At 68.1% G+C, this 15737-nt stretch carries 12 protein-coding genes; 6 read left to right on the top strand and 6 right to left on the bottom strand.

All coding sequences use genetic code 11. The features are described from left to right. Positions 1-82: 82 nt before the first annotated feature. Positions 83-751: a ParA family protein gene (locus CFB39_RS13755; protein WP_089426101.1), complete on the top strand. Its 669-nt coding sequence runs from the start codon at positions 83-85 to the stop codon at positions 749-751. A 131-nt stretch (positions 752-882) separates the two neighbouring features. On the opposite strand, the gene panD is transcribed toward CFB39_RS13755, so the two are convergent. From panD to CFB39_RS13735, 4 genes are all read right to left on the bottom strand, one after another. Continuing rightward, entirely contained in the window at positions 883-1269 is a 387-nt protein-coding gene (panD, locus tag CFB39_RS13750) for an aspartate 1-decarboxylase (RefSeq protein ID WP_011352892.1), read from the bottom strand. Between the two features lie 42 nt (positions 1270-1311). Next, positions 1312-2151, bottom strand: a complete 840-nt coding sequence (gene panC, locus CFB39_RS13745; RefSeq protein WP_089431572.1) for a pantoate--beta-alanine ligase — start codon at positions 2149-2151, stop codon at positions 1312-1314. A gap of 265 nt (positions 2152-2416) precedes the next feature. Beyond that, positions 2417-3289 (bottom strand): ScpA family protein, encoded by an 873-nt coding sequence (locus CFB39_RS13740; protein ID WP_021164248.1) that lies wholly within the window; start codon positions 3287-3289, stop codon positions 2417-2419. Positions 3290-3293: 4 nt separating this feature from the next. Next, complete coding sequence (locus tag CFB39_RS13735) at positions 3294-3482, bottom strand: DUF3460 family protein (RefSeq protein WP_089426099.1); 189 nt, start codon at positions 3480-3482, stop codon at positions 3294-3296. A 249-nt stretch (positions 3483-3731) separates the two neighbouring features. On the opposite strand from CFB39_RS13735, the gene CFB39_RS13730 reads away from it, so the two are divergent. Both CFB39_RS13730 and CFB39_RS13725 read left to right on the top strand, forming a co-directional pair. Beyond that, complete coding sequence (locus CFB39_RS13730) at positions 3732-5546, top strand: autotransporter assembly complex family protein (RefSeq protein ID WP_089431571.1); 1815 nt, start codon at positions 3732-3734, stop codon at positions 5544-5546. A gap of 28 nt (positions 5547-5574) precedes the next feature. Then, positions 5575-9657, top strand: coding sequence for a translocation/assembly module TamB domain-containing protein (locus CFB39_RS13725; RefSeq protein ID WP_089473385.1), 4083 nt, complete (start codon positions 5575-5577; stop codon positions 9655-9657). A 58-nt stretch (positions 9658-9715) separates the two neighbouring features. Here CFB39_RS13725 and metG read toward each other — a convergent pair whose 3' ends face one another. Beyond that, on the bottom strand, positions 9716-11872 hold the full coding sequence (metG, locus tag CFB39_RS13720) for a methionine--tRNA ligase (RefSeq protein WP_089473384.1): 2157 nt from the start codon (positions 11870-11872) through the stop codon (positions 9716-9718). A gap of 376 nt (positions 11873-12248) precedes the next feature. Next, complete coding sequence (locus CFB39_RS13710) at positions 12249-12893, bottom strand: OmpA family protein (protein ID WP_043189806.1); 645 nt, start codon at positions 12891-12893, stop codon at positions 12249-12251. Between the two features lie 351 nt (positions 12894-13244). On the opposite strand from CFB39_RS13710, the gene apbC reads away from it, so the two are divergent. The 3 genes from apbC to dcd all read left to right on the top strand — a co-directional run bounded on the left by apbC (position 13245) and on the right by dcd (position 15688). After that, positions 13245-14336 carry an iron-sulfur cluster carrier protein ApbC gene (gene apbC, locus CFB39_RS13705; protein ID WP_089426095.1) on the top strand — a complete coding sequence of 364 codons (1092 nt, stop codon included), beginning with the start codon at positions 13245-13247 and terminating at the stop codon, positions 14334-14336. Positions 14337-14469: 133 nt separating this feature from the next. Next, positions 14470-15006 (top strand): superoxide dismutase [Cu-Zn], encoded by a 537-nt coding sequence (sodC, locus tag CFB39_RS13700; RefSeq protein WP_089426094.1) that lies wholly within the window; start codon positions 14470-14472, stop codon positions 15004-15006. Positions 15007-15118: 112 nt separating this feature from the next. Then, entirely contained in the window at positions 15119-15688 is a 570-nt protein-coding gene (gene dcd, locus CFB39_RS13695) for a dCTP deaminase (RefSeq protein WP_006398615.1), read from the top strand. Positions 15689-15737: the final 49 nt, after the last annotated feature.

Raw genomic sequence — 15737 nt, 5'->3', positions numbered from 1 at the left:
GCCGATATCATCGCTCCCTGTATCCGCAATCGAGCGGCGCCTGCCATGCGGCGGGCGCCGCGCGGCTTTTTCGGGGGAATTCATGACGGTGATCGTGGTGGCGAATCCGAAGGGCGGCGTGGGGAAGAGCACGCTGTCCACCAATCTTGCCGGCTTTTTCGCGGCGCAGGGCGCGTGGGTCGCGCTCGCCGACCTGGACCGGCAGCAGTCCGCGCATGCGTGGCTCGACCTGCGGCCGGCCGGATTGCCGCCGATCGAGGCATGGGAACTCGACCCGGACGCGCCGACGAAGCCGCCGCGCGGCCTCGAATATGCGGTGATCGATACGCCGGCCGGCCTGCACGGCAACCGGCTCAACGTCGCGCTGCAACTGGCCGACAAGGTGATCGTGCCGCTGCAGCCGTCGATGTTCGATATCCTGGCCACGCAGCAGTTTCTGGAGCGCCTCGCCGACGAGAAGGCCGTGCGCAAGGGCAACGTCGAGGTCGGGATCGTCGGGATGCGGGTCGATGCGCGCACGCGCTCGTCCGACCAGCTTCACCGCTTCGTCGAAGGGCTCGGCCTGCCGGTGCTCGGCTACGTGCGCGACACCCAGAACTACGTGCAGATCGCCGCGCACGGCCTGACGCTGTGGGACGTCGCGAAGAGCCGCGTCGAGAAGGATCTCGAGCAATGGCGGCCGATCGTCGAATGGGCCGAACGCCGGGCGCCGAAGGCAGGGAAGACGGAGAAGGCCGCCAAGGCGTCCTGATCGCGCGGCCGTCGGGGCGGCGCACGATGAAATGAGAAAGGGCCGGATGCCGTCGAGTACGGCATCCGGCCCTTCGACCACAAGCGGCACCGCCTCGCCCGCGCGCCGCGGCACGCGGGCAGGCGGTCAGGTCAGGTCCAGTTCTGCGTCGGCACGTGATCGCGGTGGCCCTTGATCTTGTTGCCGTCGTCCATGAACACGAGCTTCGGCTTCCAGCCGGCCTGCAGCTCGGCTTCGTCGACCATCGCGAAGGCCGCGATGATCACGAGGTCGCCGAGTTGCGCGCGACGCGCGGCCGAGCCGTTCAGCGAGATCATCCCGCTGCCGCGCTCACCCTTGATCGCGTAAGTCGAGAAGCGCTCGCCGTTGTTGATGTTCCAGATGTCGATCCGTTCGTTCTCGATGATGCCCGAGGCTTCGAGCAGGTCTTCGTCGATCGCGCACGAGCCTTCGTAGTGCAGCTCGCAGTGCGTGACGGCCGCACGGTGGATCTTCGATTTGAGCATGTGGCGCTGCATGGTGTCTCCGTGATGCGTGAGAGGCGCGGGCGGGGCGGCCCGTCAGATTTCCAGGTTGTCGATGAGGCGCGTCGCGCCGAGCTTCGCGGCGGCGACGACGACGAGCGGTTCGCCGGCTTCGAGCTGGGCCGCGTCCGGCGCGATCAGGTTCGCGCGGCGGCGGATCGAGATGTAGTCGGGCGCCCAGCCGCGGCCGGCCAGATGCGTGCGGGCCAGTTCCTCGAGCTTGCCGAGGTCGCGCTCGCCGCCGAGCACGCTTTCGCGGATGCGCTGCAGCGTCTTCGCGAGCTCGGGCGCCTCGCCGCGCTCGTCGGCCGACAGGTAGCGATTGCGCGACGACAGCGCGAGGCCGTCCTCGTCGCGCACGGTTTCGGCGGCGATGATGTCGACCGGCAGCGCGAGCTGCTGGCACATGCGGCGCACGATCATCAGCTGCTGGTAGTCCTTCTTGCCGAACACGGCGACGCGCGGCTGCACGCAGGCCATCAGCTTCGCCACGACCGTGCACACGCCGGTGAAGAAGCCGGGCCGGAATTCCCCTTCGAGGATTCCGCCGAGATCGTCCGGCGGCAGCACGCGGTATTCCTGCGGTTCCGGGTACATGTCGCGCTCGGTCGGCGCGAACAGCACGTAGACGTTTTCCTTCTGCAGCTTCTCGATATCGTCCTGGAGCGTGCGCGGATACTTGTCGAAATCCTCGTTCGGGCCGAATTGCAGCCGGTTGACGAAGATGCTCGCCACGACCGGGTCGCCGTGCTGGCGCGCGAGGCGCATCAGCGACAGGTGCCCTTCGTGCAGGTTGCCCATCGTCGGCACGAACGCCGTGCGGTTCTGTCCGCGCAGCTGGTCGCGCAGTTCATGGATCGAGCTGATGACTTTCATGATCGGGTAGCGGGTTCCTCGCGCTGGCGCGCGTTGGCGCCGCAGCAGCGGCGTCGGGGTCGAAGCGGAGAACGCCGGCGCGCGGGCGGCGCATCGGGCGTCGGCGGATTGTAGAGGATTTGGCCGCCAAACGCATCGAAAAAAGAACGGTCGTTCACTTTTTAATCGGGCGTGCCGGCAACCCCGCGCGCGGCCGCGCCGGGCCGCGGCGTAGCGGCGAGCGTGCCGGGATGAATCGGGAGAACGGGAAGGGCGGGCGCGGGTGTTACGCGGGCAGGTACGCGAGACGCACGTAGATCGGCGCGAACGGCTCGGCCTGCGTGATTTCGAGGAGCGACTCGCGCGCGAGTTCGAGCATCGCGATGAAATTCACGACGACGACCGGCACGCCGCGCGACGTGTCGAACAGCTCGGCGAACTCCATGAAGCGCGCGTTCTGCAGCCGGCGCAGGATCAGGCTCATGTGCTCGCGCACCGACAGCTCCTCGCGCGAGATCTTGTGGTGCTGGACGAGCTTCGCGCGCTTGAGCACGTCGGCCCATGCGGCGCGCAGGTCGTCCGAATTCACGTCGGGGAAGCGCGGCGTGACGCTCTGCTCGATGTAGACCTCGGCGCGCAGGAAGTCGCGGCCGAGCTGCGGCAACTGGTCGAGCCGCTGCGCGGCGAGCTTCATCTGCTCGTATTCGAGCAGGCGGCGCACGAGTTCGGCGCGCGGATCCTCGGCTTCCTCGCCGGTGTCGGCCTTCTTGACCGGCAGCAGCATCCGCGACTTGATCTCGATCAGCATCGCGGCCATCAGCAGGTACTCGGCCGCCAGCTCGAGGTTCGACGTGCGGATCTGGTCGACGTAGCCCAGGTATTGCGCGGTGACCTGCGCCATCGGGATGTCGAGCACGTTGAAGTTCTGCTTGCGGATCAGGTAGAGCAGCAGGTCGAGCGGGCCTTCGAAGGTCTCGAGGAAGACCTCGAGCGCATCGGGCGGGATGTAGAGATCCTGCGGCAGCTTGAAGAGCGGCTCGCCGTACAGGCGAGCGAATGCCGCGACGCCGTCGACCGTGTCGGGCGTCGAGTCGGCGCCCGCGGGCGCGGCGATCGCGTCGTCCTGCCGGGCGGCGCTGGCCTCGTCGGCGGCGCTCACGTCGTCAGAAGTTCTGGTAGTAGACGTACGGCGTTTGCTTCACGCGCGATTCCTGCTGCTCGGCGCGCTCTTCGAGGTCGATCGGCTGCTTGTCCCACAGCAGGGAACGGCCCTTGCGTTGCTCGTCCTCGAGCGTCGGCTTCTGCTGCTTGAGCTGGTTCAGGAACTGCGTGACATCGGACTGGTACGGCATGGCTGGGTTTTCCGTTTCGGGCGACGCACGATGCGCCGGATTCACGATGGCGGGATTTTACCGCATCGCGGGAACGGCCGGCGTCAATCGCGCGTCGAATCCGCTGGCCGGTACCGGCGGAACATCGTGCGGCGGCCCTTCCGGTGCCTTGGCACTCTTTCACAATCGTTTGGCTGTGACGTCGGCGCCCTGTGGTCAAATACAGGGTTTTCCACGAAACCGTAACACTCCGAGACGGCGAGGTCATATTTGGCGGGGCAGTCGAACCAGCAAGCACACACGGCGCATGACGCGAGCCCGCGCGCGGCACGCGAGCGCGCCGCCGCCGCGGCCCGCGTCGCGCGGGCGGCCCTCGCGGGTTGTCTGGCCGCGTGCTTCGCGCTGCCGGCCCATGCGAAGTACGACGTCGACATCGACGCGCCGCGTTCGATCCGCAAGCTCCTGAAGACGCATCTCGACATCGCGCGCTTCGCGAAGCGCGACGACATCAGCGACGACCAGTTCGACTTCCTCGTGACCGCCACGCCGCAGCAGGTGCGCGACCTGACCGCGACGGCCGGCTATTTCTCGCCCGTCGTGCGCACCGACGTGCGCACGCGCGACGGCAAGCGCGACGTGCGCATCGCGGTCGATCCGGGCAAGCAGACGATCGTGTCGAGCGTCGACCTGACGTTCAAGGGGCCCATCGACACCGAGGATCCGAAGCAGGAGGCCGCGACCCGTTTCGCGTTCTCGCTGAAGCCGGGCGATCCGTTCACGCAGTCCGACTGGGACGGCGCGAAGGGCGCGGCGCTCAGGCAACTGCAGTCGCACCGCTATCTCGGCGGGAAGATCGCGTCGTCGGAGGCGCGCATCGACCCGCGCACGCAGCGCGCGATGCTCGCGGTCACGTTCGACAGCGGCCCGACGTTCACGATCGGCAAGGTCGACGTCGACGGCGTGCGGCGCTATCCGGAAAAGATCGTCACGAACGTCAATCCGCTGTCGGAAGGCGAGATCTACGACGTGCAGCGGATCACCGAACTGCAGCGGCAGTTGCAGAACACGCCGTATTACGCGAGCGTCGCGATCGACGTCGGCGACGATACGGCGAAGCCCGAGCGCACGCCCGTGCACGTGAAGGTCAGCGAGTTTCCGTACAACAACATCCGCGGCGGCGTCGGCTTTGCCACCGATACCGGGCCGCACGTGCAGGGCTCCTATACGTATCTCGACACGTTCGGCGCCGCGTGGCCGCTGACCGTGTCGGGCCGGCTCGACCAGATCCAGCAATACGGGCAGGTCCAGCTGTCGATGCCGCCGGGCGAGAAGGGCTGGACCAACAGCGTGCTCGCGTCGTACACGAACACCAACGTGTCGGACACGCGCATCTACAGCGCGCGGGTCGGCGTGCAGCGCACGCGCACCGGCCAGTTCATCGACTATGCGTATTCGCTGATGTACTACCAGGACCGGCTCGACCAGAACGGCGCCGGGCCGACCACGAGCCGCGCGCTCGTGCCCCAATGGGCGTGGACGCGCCGCAACGTCGACGATCCGCTGTTTCCGCGGTCGGGCAACCTGATCCACGCGGAGGCCGGCTTCGCGGTCAAGGGCGTGCTGACCGACCAGTCCTTCATCCGCGGCTACGCACGCGGCCAGCAGTACCTGCCGATCGGCAAGCGCGACCTGTTCGTGTTCCGCGCGGAGCTCGGCGGCGTGTTCACGAGCGGCAGCTCGACCGGCGTGCCGGCGTCGCTGCTGTTCCGCGCGGGCGGCTCGAACTCGGTGCGCGGCTACGGCTACCAGAGCATCGGTAACAGCGTCGACGGCTCCGTGCTGCCGACCAAGTACCTGATGACGGGCACCGCCGAATACCAGCACTGGTTCAACCGCGACTGGGGCGCGGCGACGTTCTTCGACATCGGCACCGCCACCGATGCGTGGGGCGAGCGCGTGTTCTACCCGGGTGTCGGCATCGGCGCGCGCTGGCGCAGCCCCGTCGGCCCGATCAACGTCGACGTCGCGTACGGGTTGCGCAACCATAGCGTGCGCCCGTACCTGACGCTCGGCATCGCTTTCTGACCGTACCGCTTCACCGACGACGAACCGCATGACGAAGGACCCGAACGACACGCCGCCGCCTCACGATCCGGACTCGCCCGACGGCGCGCCCGACGCGCCGCCGCGCGCGCCGCGCCGCGGGCCCGTCGCGCGGATCGGGCGGTTCGTCGCGTGGACGCTTGTCACGCTCGTGCTGCTCGTCGTGCTGGCGGTCGGCCTCGTGCTGGCCGCGGTGACGACCGAGCACGGCACGCGGCTCGCGTGGCAGGTGGCCGAGCGCGTGCTCGGCGCGCGGCTCGCGGGCACGCTCGACGGCGGCTCGCTTGCGACCGGCGTGCGGTTGCGCGGATTCGCGTGGACGAGCCCCGACGGCACCGGCACCGAAATCCGCATCGACCGGCTCGACGGCCGCTGGGCCCTGACCCGCGCGCCGTGGCGGCTGTCCATCGCGTACCTTCGCGCCGGCACGATCGAAGTGCGGATCGCGCCGGGGCCGTCGACGCCGAGTACGACGCCGCAGGACCTGAGCCTGCCGCTGCAGTTGCGGATCGACGACCTGCGCGTCGATCACCTCGCGATCCACGACGGCGGCTCGACGACGCAACTCGACCATATCGCGCTGAACGGCCGCAGCGACGGCCGTCACCATGAACTCGTGCTCGAGGGCATCGATACGCCGTACGGCGCGCTGACCGCGCGCGCGAAGCTCGACGGCGTGAAGCCGTTCGCGCTGACGGGTGACGCCACCTACGCGGGCAAGCTGTCCGACGAGCCGGTCGACGCGCGTGCGCGCGTGTCGGGGTCGCTCGAGGCGCTCGTCGCCGAAGTCGACGCAAGCGGGATGAAGCTGAACGGGCGCGCGCACGTCGAGGCCGCGCCGTTCGGCGCGGTGCCGCTCACGCGCGCATCGCTCGCGTTCGATCACGTGAATCCGCAGGCGCTCGCACCCGGTGCGCCGGCCGCCGATCTCGCGGTGCGCGCGGAACTCGCGCCGCTGACCGCGCCGGCCGGGGCCGAGCCCGCGAAGGGTTTCGCGGTGACCGGCCCGGTGTCGATCGTCAACGCGAAGCCCGGCACGCTCGGCGACCACCTGCTGCCGGTGATCGACGCGCACGCGAACGTGCATCTCGACGCGCACGCGCAGCGGATCGACGATCTCGCACTGAAGCTGATCCGCGACGGCAGCGTGACAGGCAACGGCACGCTGACGGGCGGCAAGGGCCGCTTCGACCTGAAGGTCGCGAACCTCGACCTGAACGCGTTCGTCGCCGAGCTGCGGCCGATGCGCCTCGCCGGCCCGCTCGGCGTGACGCTCGCGGGCGATGTCACGACCGTCGATTTCAACCTGAACGATCCGAAGCTCGCGCTCGGCGCCCGCGCGAAGGTTGCGCTGACGCCGCAGCAGACCGTGCTGACCGACGCGCGCGTGACGGCGGGCAAGGGCCGGATCGACCTGACGGGTGTGTTCCGCCACGATGCGCATTCGAGCTATGACGCGAAGGCGACGCTGACCGCATTCGACCCGCTGCTGCTCGCCGCGATGAGCGCGCCGAAGGCGGGGGGCGGCAAGGCGCCCGCCAAGGCCGCGAAAGCACCGGCCCCGCGCGGCGAGACGCGCGTGTCGGGCACGCTGACGGCGTCGGGCGCATTCGCGCCGCAGGTATCGACGAAGGCGACCTTCAAGCTCGGCGACAGCCTGTACGACGGCGTGCCGCTGACCGGCGCCGGCGTCGTGCAACTGGCCGGCTCGCGCATCTTGCCGAGCAACGCGAACCTGTCGATCGCGGGCAACCATGTCGACCTGCGCGGCAGCTTCGGCGCGCCCGGCGACCGGCTGCGCTTCGTCGTCGACGCGCCGCAGCTCGACCGGCTCGGCTTCGGCGTGCAAGGGCTCGTGCAGGCGCAGGGCGACTTGACCGGCAGCTTCGCGCACCCGAACGTGACGGCCACCTACAAGGCCGAGCACGTCGTCGTCGGCTCGAACCGGATCGGTGCCGCGCAGGGCCGCGCGGACATCCGCGACGGCGCGCACGGCGCGCTCGTGTTCACGGCCGATGCGTCCGACATCGCGCTCGGCTCGCTGAAGCTGAAATCGCTGCGCGCGAACCTCGACGGCACGCGCGCGAAGCACACGCTCGACGCGTCGGCACTCGGGGCGGCCGGCGGCCGCGTGATCGACGTGACGCTCGCGGCGAATGGCGGCGTGGTCGAGAACCGCGACGGGATGCGCTGGGACGGCACCGTCACGCGTCTTGCGAACCGCGGCACGCCGACCATCGCGCTGCAGTCGCCGCTGACCGTGTCGGCCGGCGCCGGCCGCGTGACGCTCGGCGCGACGCGGCTCACGCTCGAAGGCGCGGCGATCGACCTGAAGTCGTTCGTGTTCGATCACGGCCAGATGCGCTCGGCGGGCTCGGTGACCGGTGCGTCGGTCGCGCGTTTCCTCGAGGTCCGCCAGGAACTGACGGGCCAGCGGCCGCCGGTGCGCACCGACGTCGTGCTCGATGCCGACTGGGATTTCTCGCTCGGCGCGAACGCGACAGGCTACGTGCAGGTGAAGCGCCGCGGCGGCGACGTGACGATCGAAAGCGGGCGCGGCATCGCCTCGCTGGGGCTGACCGACCTGTCCGCGCGCGCGAGCTTCACGCCCGGCAACCGGCTCAACGTGACCGCGCTCGCGAAGGCGGCCCGGATCGGCACGCTCGACGCGAACGTCACCGTGCCGTTCGCGCTGCGCGACGGGATGTTCGGCGTGGTCGACGACGGCCCGCTGTCGGGTCGCATCGACGCCGACATCCCGGCGCTGAAGACGACCGGCAACCTGTTCGGGCCGAGCTACCTGCTCGGCGGGCGCGCGGCGCTGAAGCTGACGGTCGCCGGCACGCCGGTGAAGCCGAACCTGTCGGGGATGCTGACGGGTGACGATTTGTCCGCGACGCTGATCGACCAGGGCGTGCAGCTGAAGGACGGCATCGTGCGCGTGAAGCTGTCGGAAAACCTCGTCGAATTCCAGCAGGTCGAGTTCCACGGCGGCGACGGTACGCTGCGCGCACTCGGCCGCGTGCGCCTCGACGGCGAGGCGCCCGACCTGACCGCGAGCATCGTCGCGGACAAGCTCGAACTGTTCGCGGCGCCGGACCGCAAGCTGTCGCTGTCGGGCAAGGCGACGGTTGCGAACGACGGGCCGCGTGGCGCACTGTCGATCGACGGCAAGTTCGTCGTCGACCGCGCGCTGTTCGACTTGCCCGAGGAATCGGCGCCGCACCTGTCGGACGATGTGGTGATCGAGCAGCCGGGCGGCACGGTGCGCGGCGAGACGCCGACCGGTTCCGCGGTCGCGAAGCCGAAGCCGGTCGAGGACAAGCCGGCGCCGTCGCTCGCGCCGCGCGCGAACATCGATATCGGCCTCGGCAACAACTTCCGCTTCAAGGGTCACGGCGCGGATCTCGGGCTGCGCGGCACGATCACCGTGATGAGCGCGCCGGGCGTGCCGCTGCGCGCGGTCGGCAATGTGCGCGTGACCGAAGGGTCGACGTACACGTCGTTCGGCCGCAAGCTCGCGGTCGAGAACGGCTTCTTCACGTTCAACGGCCCCGTGTCGAACCCGGGCGTCAATATCCTCGCGATGCGGCGCAACCAGGAGGTCGAGGCCGGCGTGCAGGTGACGGGCACGATCCAGTCGCTGACGGTCAAGCTCGTGTCGGAGCCGAACGTCACCGAAAACGAAAAACTGTCGTGGCTGCTGTTCGGGCACGGCACCGACCAGGGCAACAACGTCGGCCAGCAGGGTGCGATGACCGCGGCGCTCGGGCTGCTCGGCAGCGTGACCGGCAAGCGCGTCGCGCAGACCTTCGGTCTCGACGAGGTCTCGGTCGGCCGCAGTGAAGTCGGCCTGACCGATCCGCAGGTCGTGCTCGTGTCGAAGGCGATCAACGAGCGCTTCGTGCTCGGCTTCGAGCAGGGGCTGCAATCGGCGGCCAACGCGTTCAAGGCGACGATCAACCTGACGCGCTTCTGGTCGGTATCCGCGTACGGCGGCACGTTCCAGGGCGTCGACCTGAACTACACGCGGCGTTTTGATCGCTGGTTCAGCAGTGACCGCGGGGGCGGGCGGCGCGCCGAGCAGCCATGAAAAAAGCCCCGCACGTCGTGCGGGGCTTCTTTTTTGCGCAAGCGGCAGCGCGTTCGGCTTACTTTACGCGCATGCCGGGCTTCGCGCCGCTGTGCGGCTCGAGGATGTAGAGGCCCGGCTCGGCCTTCTCATCGGTGGCCGACGCGGCGAGCACCATCCCTTCGGACAGGCCGAACTTCATCTTGCGCGGCGCGAGGTTCGCGACCATCACGGTCAGCTTGCCGACGAGCTGCTCGGGCTGATACGCGGACTTGATGCCCGAGAACACGTTGCGGGTCTTTTCCTCGCCGACGTCGAGCGTGAGCTGCAGCAGCTTGTCCGAGCCTTCGACGGCCTGGCACGCGACGATCTTCGCGATGCGCAGGTCGATCTTCGCGAAATCGTCGATCGAGATCGGTGCGTCGTCCGCGCCGTTCACGACAGCCTGCTTCGCGTTCGCCTTCGCGTTGTTCTTCGCATCCTTCGCGGCGTTCGCGCTCGCGGCAGCCGCGCCGGTGGCTTCGGCCTGCAGCGAATCGCGGTTCGCGGCGAGCAGCGCTTCGATCTGCTTCGGGTCGACGCGCGTCATCAGGTGCTGGTACGCCTTGATCGGCTGCGCCGACGACAGCGGCTTCGCGGCATCGGCCCAGGCGAGCGGCGCGATCCCGAAGAACGACTCGACGGCTTCGGCCACGCGCGGCATCACCGGCTTCAGCGCGAGCGACAGCAGGCGGAACGACTCGAGGCTCACGCTGCAGGTTTCGTGCAGCGCGACGGCGTTGGCCGGATCCTTTGCGAGATCCCACGGCTTCGCGCCGTCGACGTACGCGTTCACCTCGTCAGCGAGCTCCATCGTGTGGCGCAGCGCACGGCCGTACTCGCGTGCTTCGTAGTGCGCGGCGATCTGCGGGATCGCCTCGCGCAGCTTCGCGACCAGCGGATGGTTCATCGCGCTGTCCTGCACGCGGCCATCGAAGCGCTTGATCAGGAAGCCTGCCGCGCGGCTCGCAATGTTCACGTACTTGCCGACGAGGTCGCTGTTCACGCGCGCCTGGAAGTCGTCGAGGTTCAGGTCGATGTCTTCCATCGTCGCATTCAGCTTCGCGGCGAAGTAGTAGCGCAGCCATTCGGGGTTCAGGCCCGTGTCGATGTAGCTCTGCGCGGTGATGAACGTGCCGCGCGACTTCGACATCTTCGCGCCGTCGACCGTCAGGAACCCGTGCGCGAACACGTTGGTCGGCGTGCGGTGGCCCGAGAACTCGAGCATCGCGGGCCAGAACAGCGTGTGGAAGTACAGGATGTCCTTGCCGATGAAGTGGTACTGCTCGGTGGTCGAGCCCGGGCGGACCCACGCATCGAAGTCGATGCCGTTGCGCTCGCACAGGTTCTTGAAGCTCGCGTAGTAGCCGACCGGCGCGTCGAGCCACACGTAGAAATACTTGCCGGGTGCGCCCGGGATCTCGAAGCCGAAATACGGCGCGTCACGCGAGATGTCCCAGTCGGCGAGCTTGGCCTCGCCGGCGTCGCCGAGCCATTCGCGCATCTTGTTGGTCGCTTCGGGCTGCGCGAGGCCGCTCACCCATTCGCGCAGGAACGTTTCGCAGCGCGGATCGGACAGGCGGAAGAAGTAGTGCTTCGACGTCTTGCGCACCGGCGTCGCGCCCGACACGACCGAATACGGGTTCAGCAGTTCGGTCGGCAGGTAGGTCGAGCCGCACACTTCGCAGCTGTCGCCGTACTGGTCCTTCGCGTGGCACTTCGGGCACTCGCCCTTGATGAAGCGGTCCGGCAGGAACATTTCCTTGACGGGATCGTACGCCTGCTCGATCTCGCGCTCGGCGATGAAGCCGGCGTCCTGCAGCGCGACGTAGATCTTCTCGCTCAGCACGCGGTTCTCGTCCGAATCGGTCGAGTAGAAGTTGTCGAACGACACGCCGAAGCTGTCGAAGTCGCGCTTGTGTTCGGTCCACACGCGATCGATCAGCTGCTTCGGGGTCAGGCCTTCCTTCTCCGCGCGCAGCATGACCGGCGTGCCGTGCGTGTCGTCGGCACCGATGTAGTAGACCTCGTGGCCATGCATTCGCAGCGTCCGCACCCAGATGTCGGTCTGGATGTACTCGACCAGGTGGCCGATGTGGATCTGCCCGTTGGCATAGGGCAGTGCGGACGTAACGAGGATCTGGCGGCCACCTTGCGGCGCCGCAGCCTGCACGGAAGTGAGGTCGGATGCGGACATAGGGTCTGTAGAGGAACGGCGGAAAAACGACGGGAAACTGCGATTCTAGCAGGGGCGCGCGCCGGCGACGCGGGCAGGCGCCCTCGACCGGGCGCCGAAACAGGCGGGGCCGCGCAAGCGGGATGCCCGAGGGCGGTGCGCTGCGGCGCAGCACGATTTCTGCGGGCAAAAAAAACCGGGGCGGATACGGCCCCGGAGCAACAACGACAAGAGGAGAATGGTGACGCGCCGGCAACACCAGCCACGTACCGTAAATACTGACCACGGCCTGCGACAGAAGTTCGAAAATTTTTTCGATTTGTTACCGGCTCCGCCGGAAGCCTTGTCCGGCGGGGCTGCGCGGGCGGCGCGCCCGCGCTTTCTCCTCGTCGCGCGCTTACTGCGCCTGCGCTGCGCGCAGGTAGATTTCGACGCGGCGGTTCTGTGCGCGGCCGGCTTCGGTCGCGTTGTCCGCGATCGGGTTCGATGCGCCCATGCCTTGCGCCGACAGGCGGCCGCCGTTCACGCCGCGCTGCGCCAGTGCGTTCACGACGCTTTGTGCGCGGTTCTGCGACAGCGTCTGGTTCAGCTGCGCCGAGCCCGTGCTGTCCGTGTAACCGACGATCGAAGCCGTCACTTGCGGGTTCTGGTTCAGCGTCGTCGCCAGGTCGTTCAGCAGCGGCGTGAAGGCCGGCGTGATCGCGTACTGGTTCGTCGCGAACGTCACCGAGCTCGGCACGTTCAGCTTCAGCGAGCCGTCCGGCTGCTCGGTCACTTGCGTACCCGTTTGCGCTGCCGACGGTGCGAGCTTGTTCTTGATCGCCTGCCAGTTGTAACCCGTCACGCCGCCGACCAGTGCGCCGACGCCAGCGCCGATCGCCGCGCCCTTGCCGCCGCCTGCCAGCGCGCCGATGCCTGCGCCCAGTGCTGCGCCCGTGCCGGTACCGACGGCCGCGTTGTTGCCTTGCTGCGTGGCGCAGCCTGCCAGCAGTGCGCCGGCCAATGCGAAGACGGACAAGCGGGTCGCGATTTTCATGTTCATCTTGGATTCCTCTCTTGGTTGAACGAGTCGACAACGACGACAACAACAGTTATGGCTCCCTGCGCGGGCCGCCCGAAAAAGGAGGGCAGGCCCGTGCTCGCGGCAGCCGCCGAGGTGGCTGCATGCCCTGCCCGTCAGCGTGGCTGTTGGGACAGTGCGACGCGTCAGCCTCTACAATATAGGCGGTAAGTGGCCGATTTGGCCCCATAGCATGCCGCACGCGAAGAGTGCGCCGGGTCGCGCGTTCGCGCAATGGCGTGCAACAGATTCTTTCACTTTTCCCGATTTTCGCGCCGTAATTTGATATTTTTTGACGTTTGCGCGCGAGAAAAACGTTTTCACGGAGTTTCGATGAGCATTGACCGGGCACAAGTCGACGCCGCTTTGGCGGCTGTCGTCGACCCCAATACCGGCCGTCCGTATGCGGCGAACAAGGGCGTGCGCAACGTCGCGATCGACGGCGACGTCGTGGCGCTCGACGTGGTGCTCGGTTATCCCGCGCGCAGCCAGCACGACGACGTGCGTGCCCGCGTCACCGCGGCGCTGCAGGCCGTGGCCGGCGTGCGCGACGCGCGCGTCGCGGTCTCGCAGGAGATCGTCGCGCACACGGTGCAGCGCGGCGTGAAATTGCTGCCGAACGTGAAGAACATCGTCGCGGTCGCGTCGGGCAAGGGCGGTGTCGGCAAGAGCACGACGGCCGTCAACCTCGCGCTCGCGCTCGCCGCGGAAGGCGCGTCGGTCGGCATCCTCGACGCCGACATCTACGGTCCGTCGCTGCCGACGATGCTCGGCATCCACGGCCAGCGTCCCGAGTCGCCCGACAACCAGTCGATGAACCCGCTCGTCGGCCACGGGCTGCAGGCGAACTCGATCGGCTTCCTGATCGAGGAAGACAACCCGATGGTGTGGCGCGGCCCGATGGCGACTTCCGCGCTCGAGCAGCTGCTGCGCCAGACCAACTGGCGCGAGCTCGACTACCTGATCGTCGACATGCCGCCCGGCACGGGCGACATCCAGCTAACGCTCGCGCAGCGCGTGCCCGTCACCGGCGCGGTGATCGTCACGACGCCGCAGGACATCGCGCTGCTCGACGCGAAGAAGGGCCTGAAGATGTTCGAGAAGGTCGGGATTCCGATCCTCGGCATCGTCGAGAACATGAGCATCCACATCTGCTCGAACTGCGGCCACGAGGAGCACGTCTTCGGCGCCGGCGGGGCCGAGCGGATGGCGAAGGAGTACGGCGTGAACGTGCTCGGCAGCCTGCCGCTCGACATCGCGATCCGTGAGCGCGCCGACAGCGGCACGCCGACGGTCGTGGCCGATTCGGAAGGCGCGCTGGCGCGTCGCTATCGCGAAATCGCGCGCGGCGTTGCGCTGGCGATTGCCGAGCGATCGCGCGACATGACGTCGAAGTTCCCGTCGATCGTTGTTCAAAATACGTAAAACCCTTGCGGGGCGGGGCCTCACGCTGTTTACGGCGCCGCGAGGCGCGGTATCATGGCGACTTTTCCCGGGTCCCTTTACCCGCCCGGCGCGGCCGTCGTGTCAAACGGCCGTCAGCCGGCATGAGGATCGAATGAAACAACGACATCACGGCGTGTACGCCGGCCGCGCGCGGTGCGCGCTGCTGGCCGCCGCCGCGCTGGGCCTGCTGGCCGGCTGCACCTCCTTTTCCTCGTCGCACGAAAAACGGGCCGACGCACAACTGCAGCCGACGGTCGGCTCGCAGGCGCGCGGCGCGGTGACGTTCGTCGAGCGTCCGGACGGCGTGCAGGTCACCTACAACCTGGCCGGGCTGCCGCCGAACAGCGATCACGCCTTGCAGGTACACGAACGCGGCGACTGCAACGCGGGCGACGGCTCGAGCGCCGGCCAGGTGTTCGCACCGGCGGCCGACCGGCTGCGCGCGGGTGCCCGCGTCGCCGGCGATCTCGGCAACATCCACGCGGACGCGAACGGCGTCGCGGCCGGCTTCATCGTCGCGCCCGATCTGGCCCTCGATGGCGTGCGTTCGGCGATGAACCGCGCGGCGCTGGTGCACCGCGAACCGAGCGATCCCGCGTTTCCGCAGCATGGCGCGGGGCCCGCGCTCGCCTGTGGCGTGATCCGGTGACGGCCGCCGCGTGCGTGCGCCGATGATCGCGTAAAATGTCGGCCTTTCCCTGGCCGCCGTCCTGAATGGCGGCCTTCGTTTCCCGTCACGCAGCGTTTCCAGGCGCCCCGATATGAGCATCAAGTCCGACAAATGGATTCGGCGCATGGCCGAAGAGCACAAGATGATCGAGCCGTTCGTGCCCGATCAGGTCCGCGCGTCCGAGGACGGCCGCCGGATCGTCAGCTACGGCACGTCGAGCTACGGCTACGACATCCGCTGCGCGGACGAATTCAAGATCTTCACGAACATCAACTCGACGATCGTCGACCCGAAGAACTTCGACGAGGGTTCGTTTGTCGATTTCAAGGGCGACGTGTGCATCATCCCGCCGAACTCGTTCGCGCTGGCCCGCACCGTCGAATATTTCCGCATCCCGCGCACCGTGCTGACGGTCTGCCTCGGCAAGTCGACCTATGCGCGCTGCGGGATCATCGTCAACGTGACGCCGTTCGAACCCGAGTGGGAAGGCTACGTCACGCTGGAATTCTCGAACACCACGCCGCTGCCCGCGAAGATCTACGCGAACGAAGGCGTCGCCCAGGTGCTCTTCTTCGAGAGCGACGAAGTGTGCGACGTGTCGTACGCGGATCGCGGCGGCAAGTATCAGGGGCAGCGTGGTGTCACGCTGCCGAAAACCTGATCTGGTTGCATAACGTCTCACCAGTTTCCGGGTGACCGCTGCGCGTGAC

Source organism: Burkholderia sp. AU6039 (genome assembly GCF_002223365.1).
GTDB lineage: Bacteria > Pseudomonadota > Gammaproteobacteria > Burkholderiales > Burkholderiaceae > Burkholderia.
This window is presented reverse-complemented; position numbering and strand designations above follow the sequence as displayed.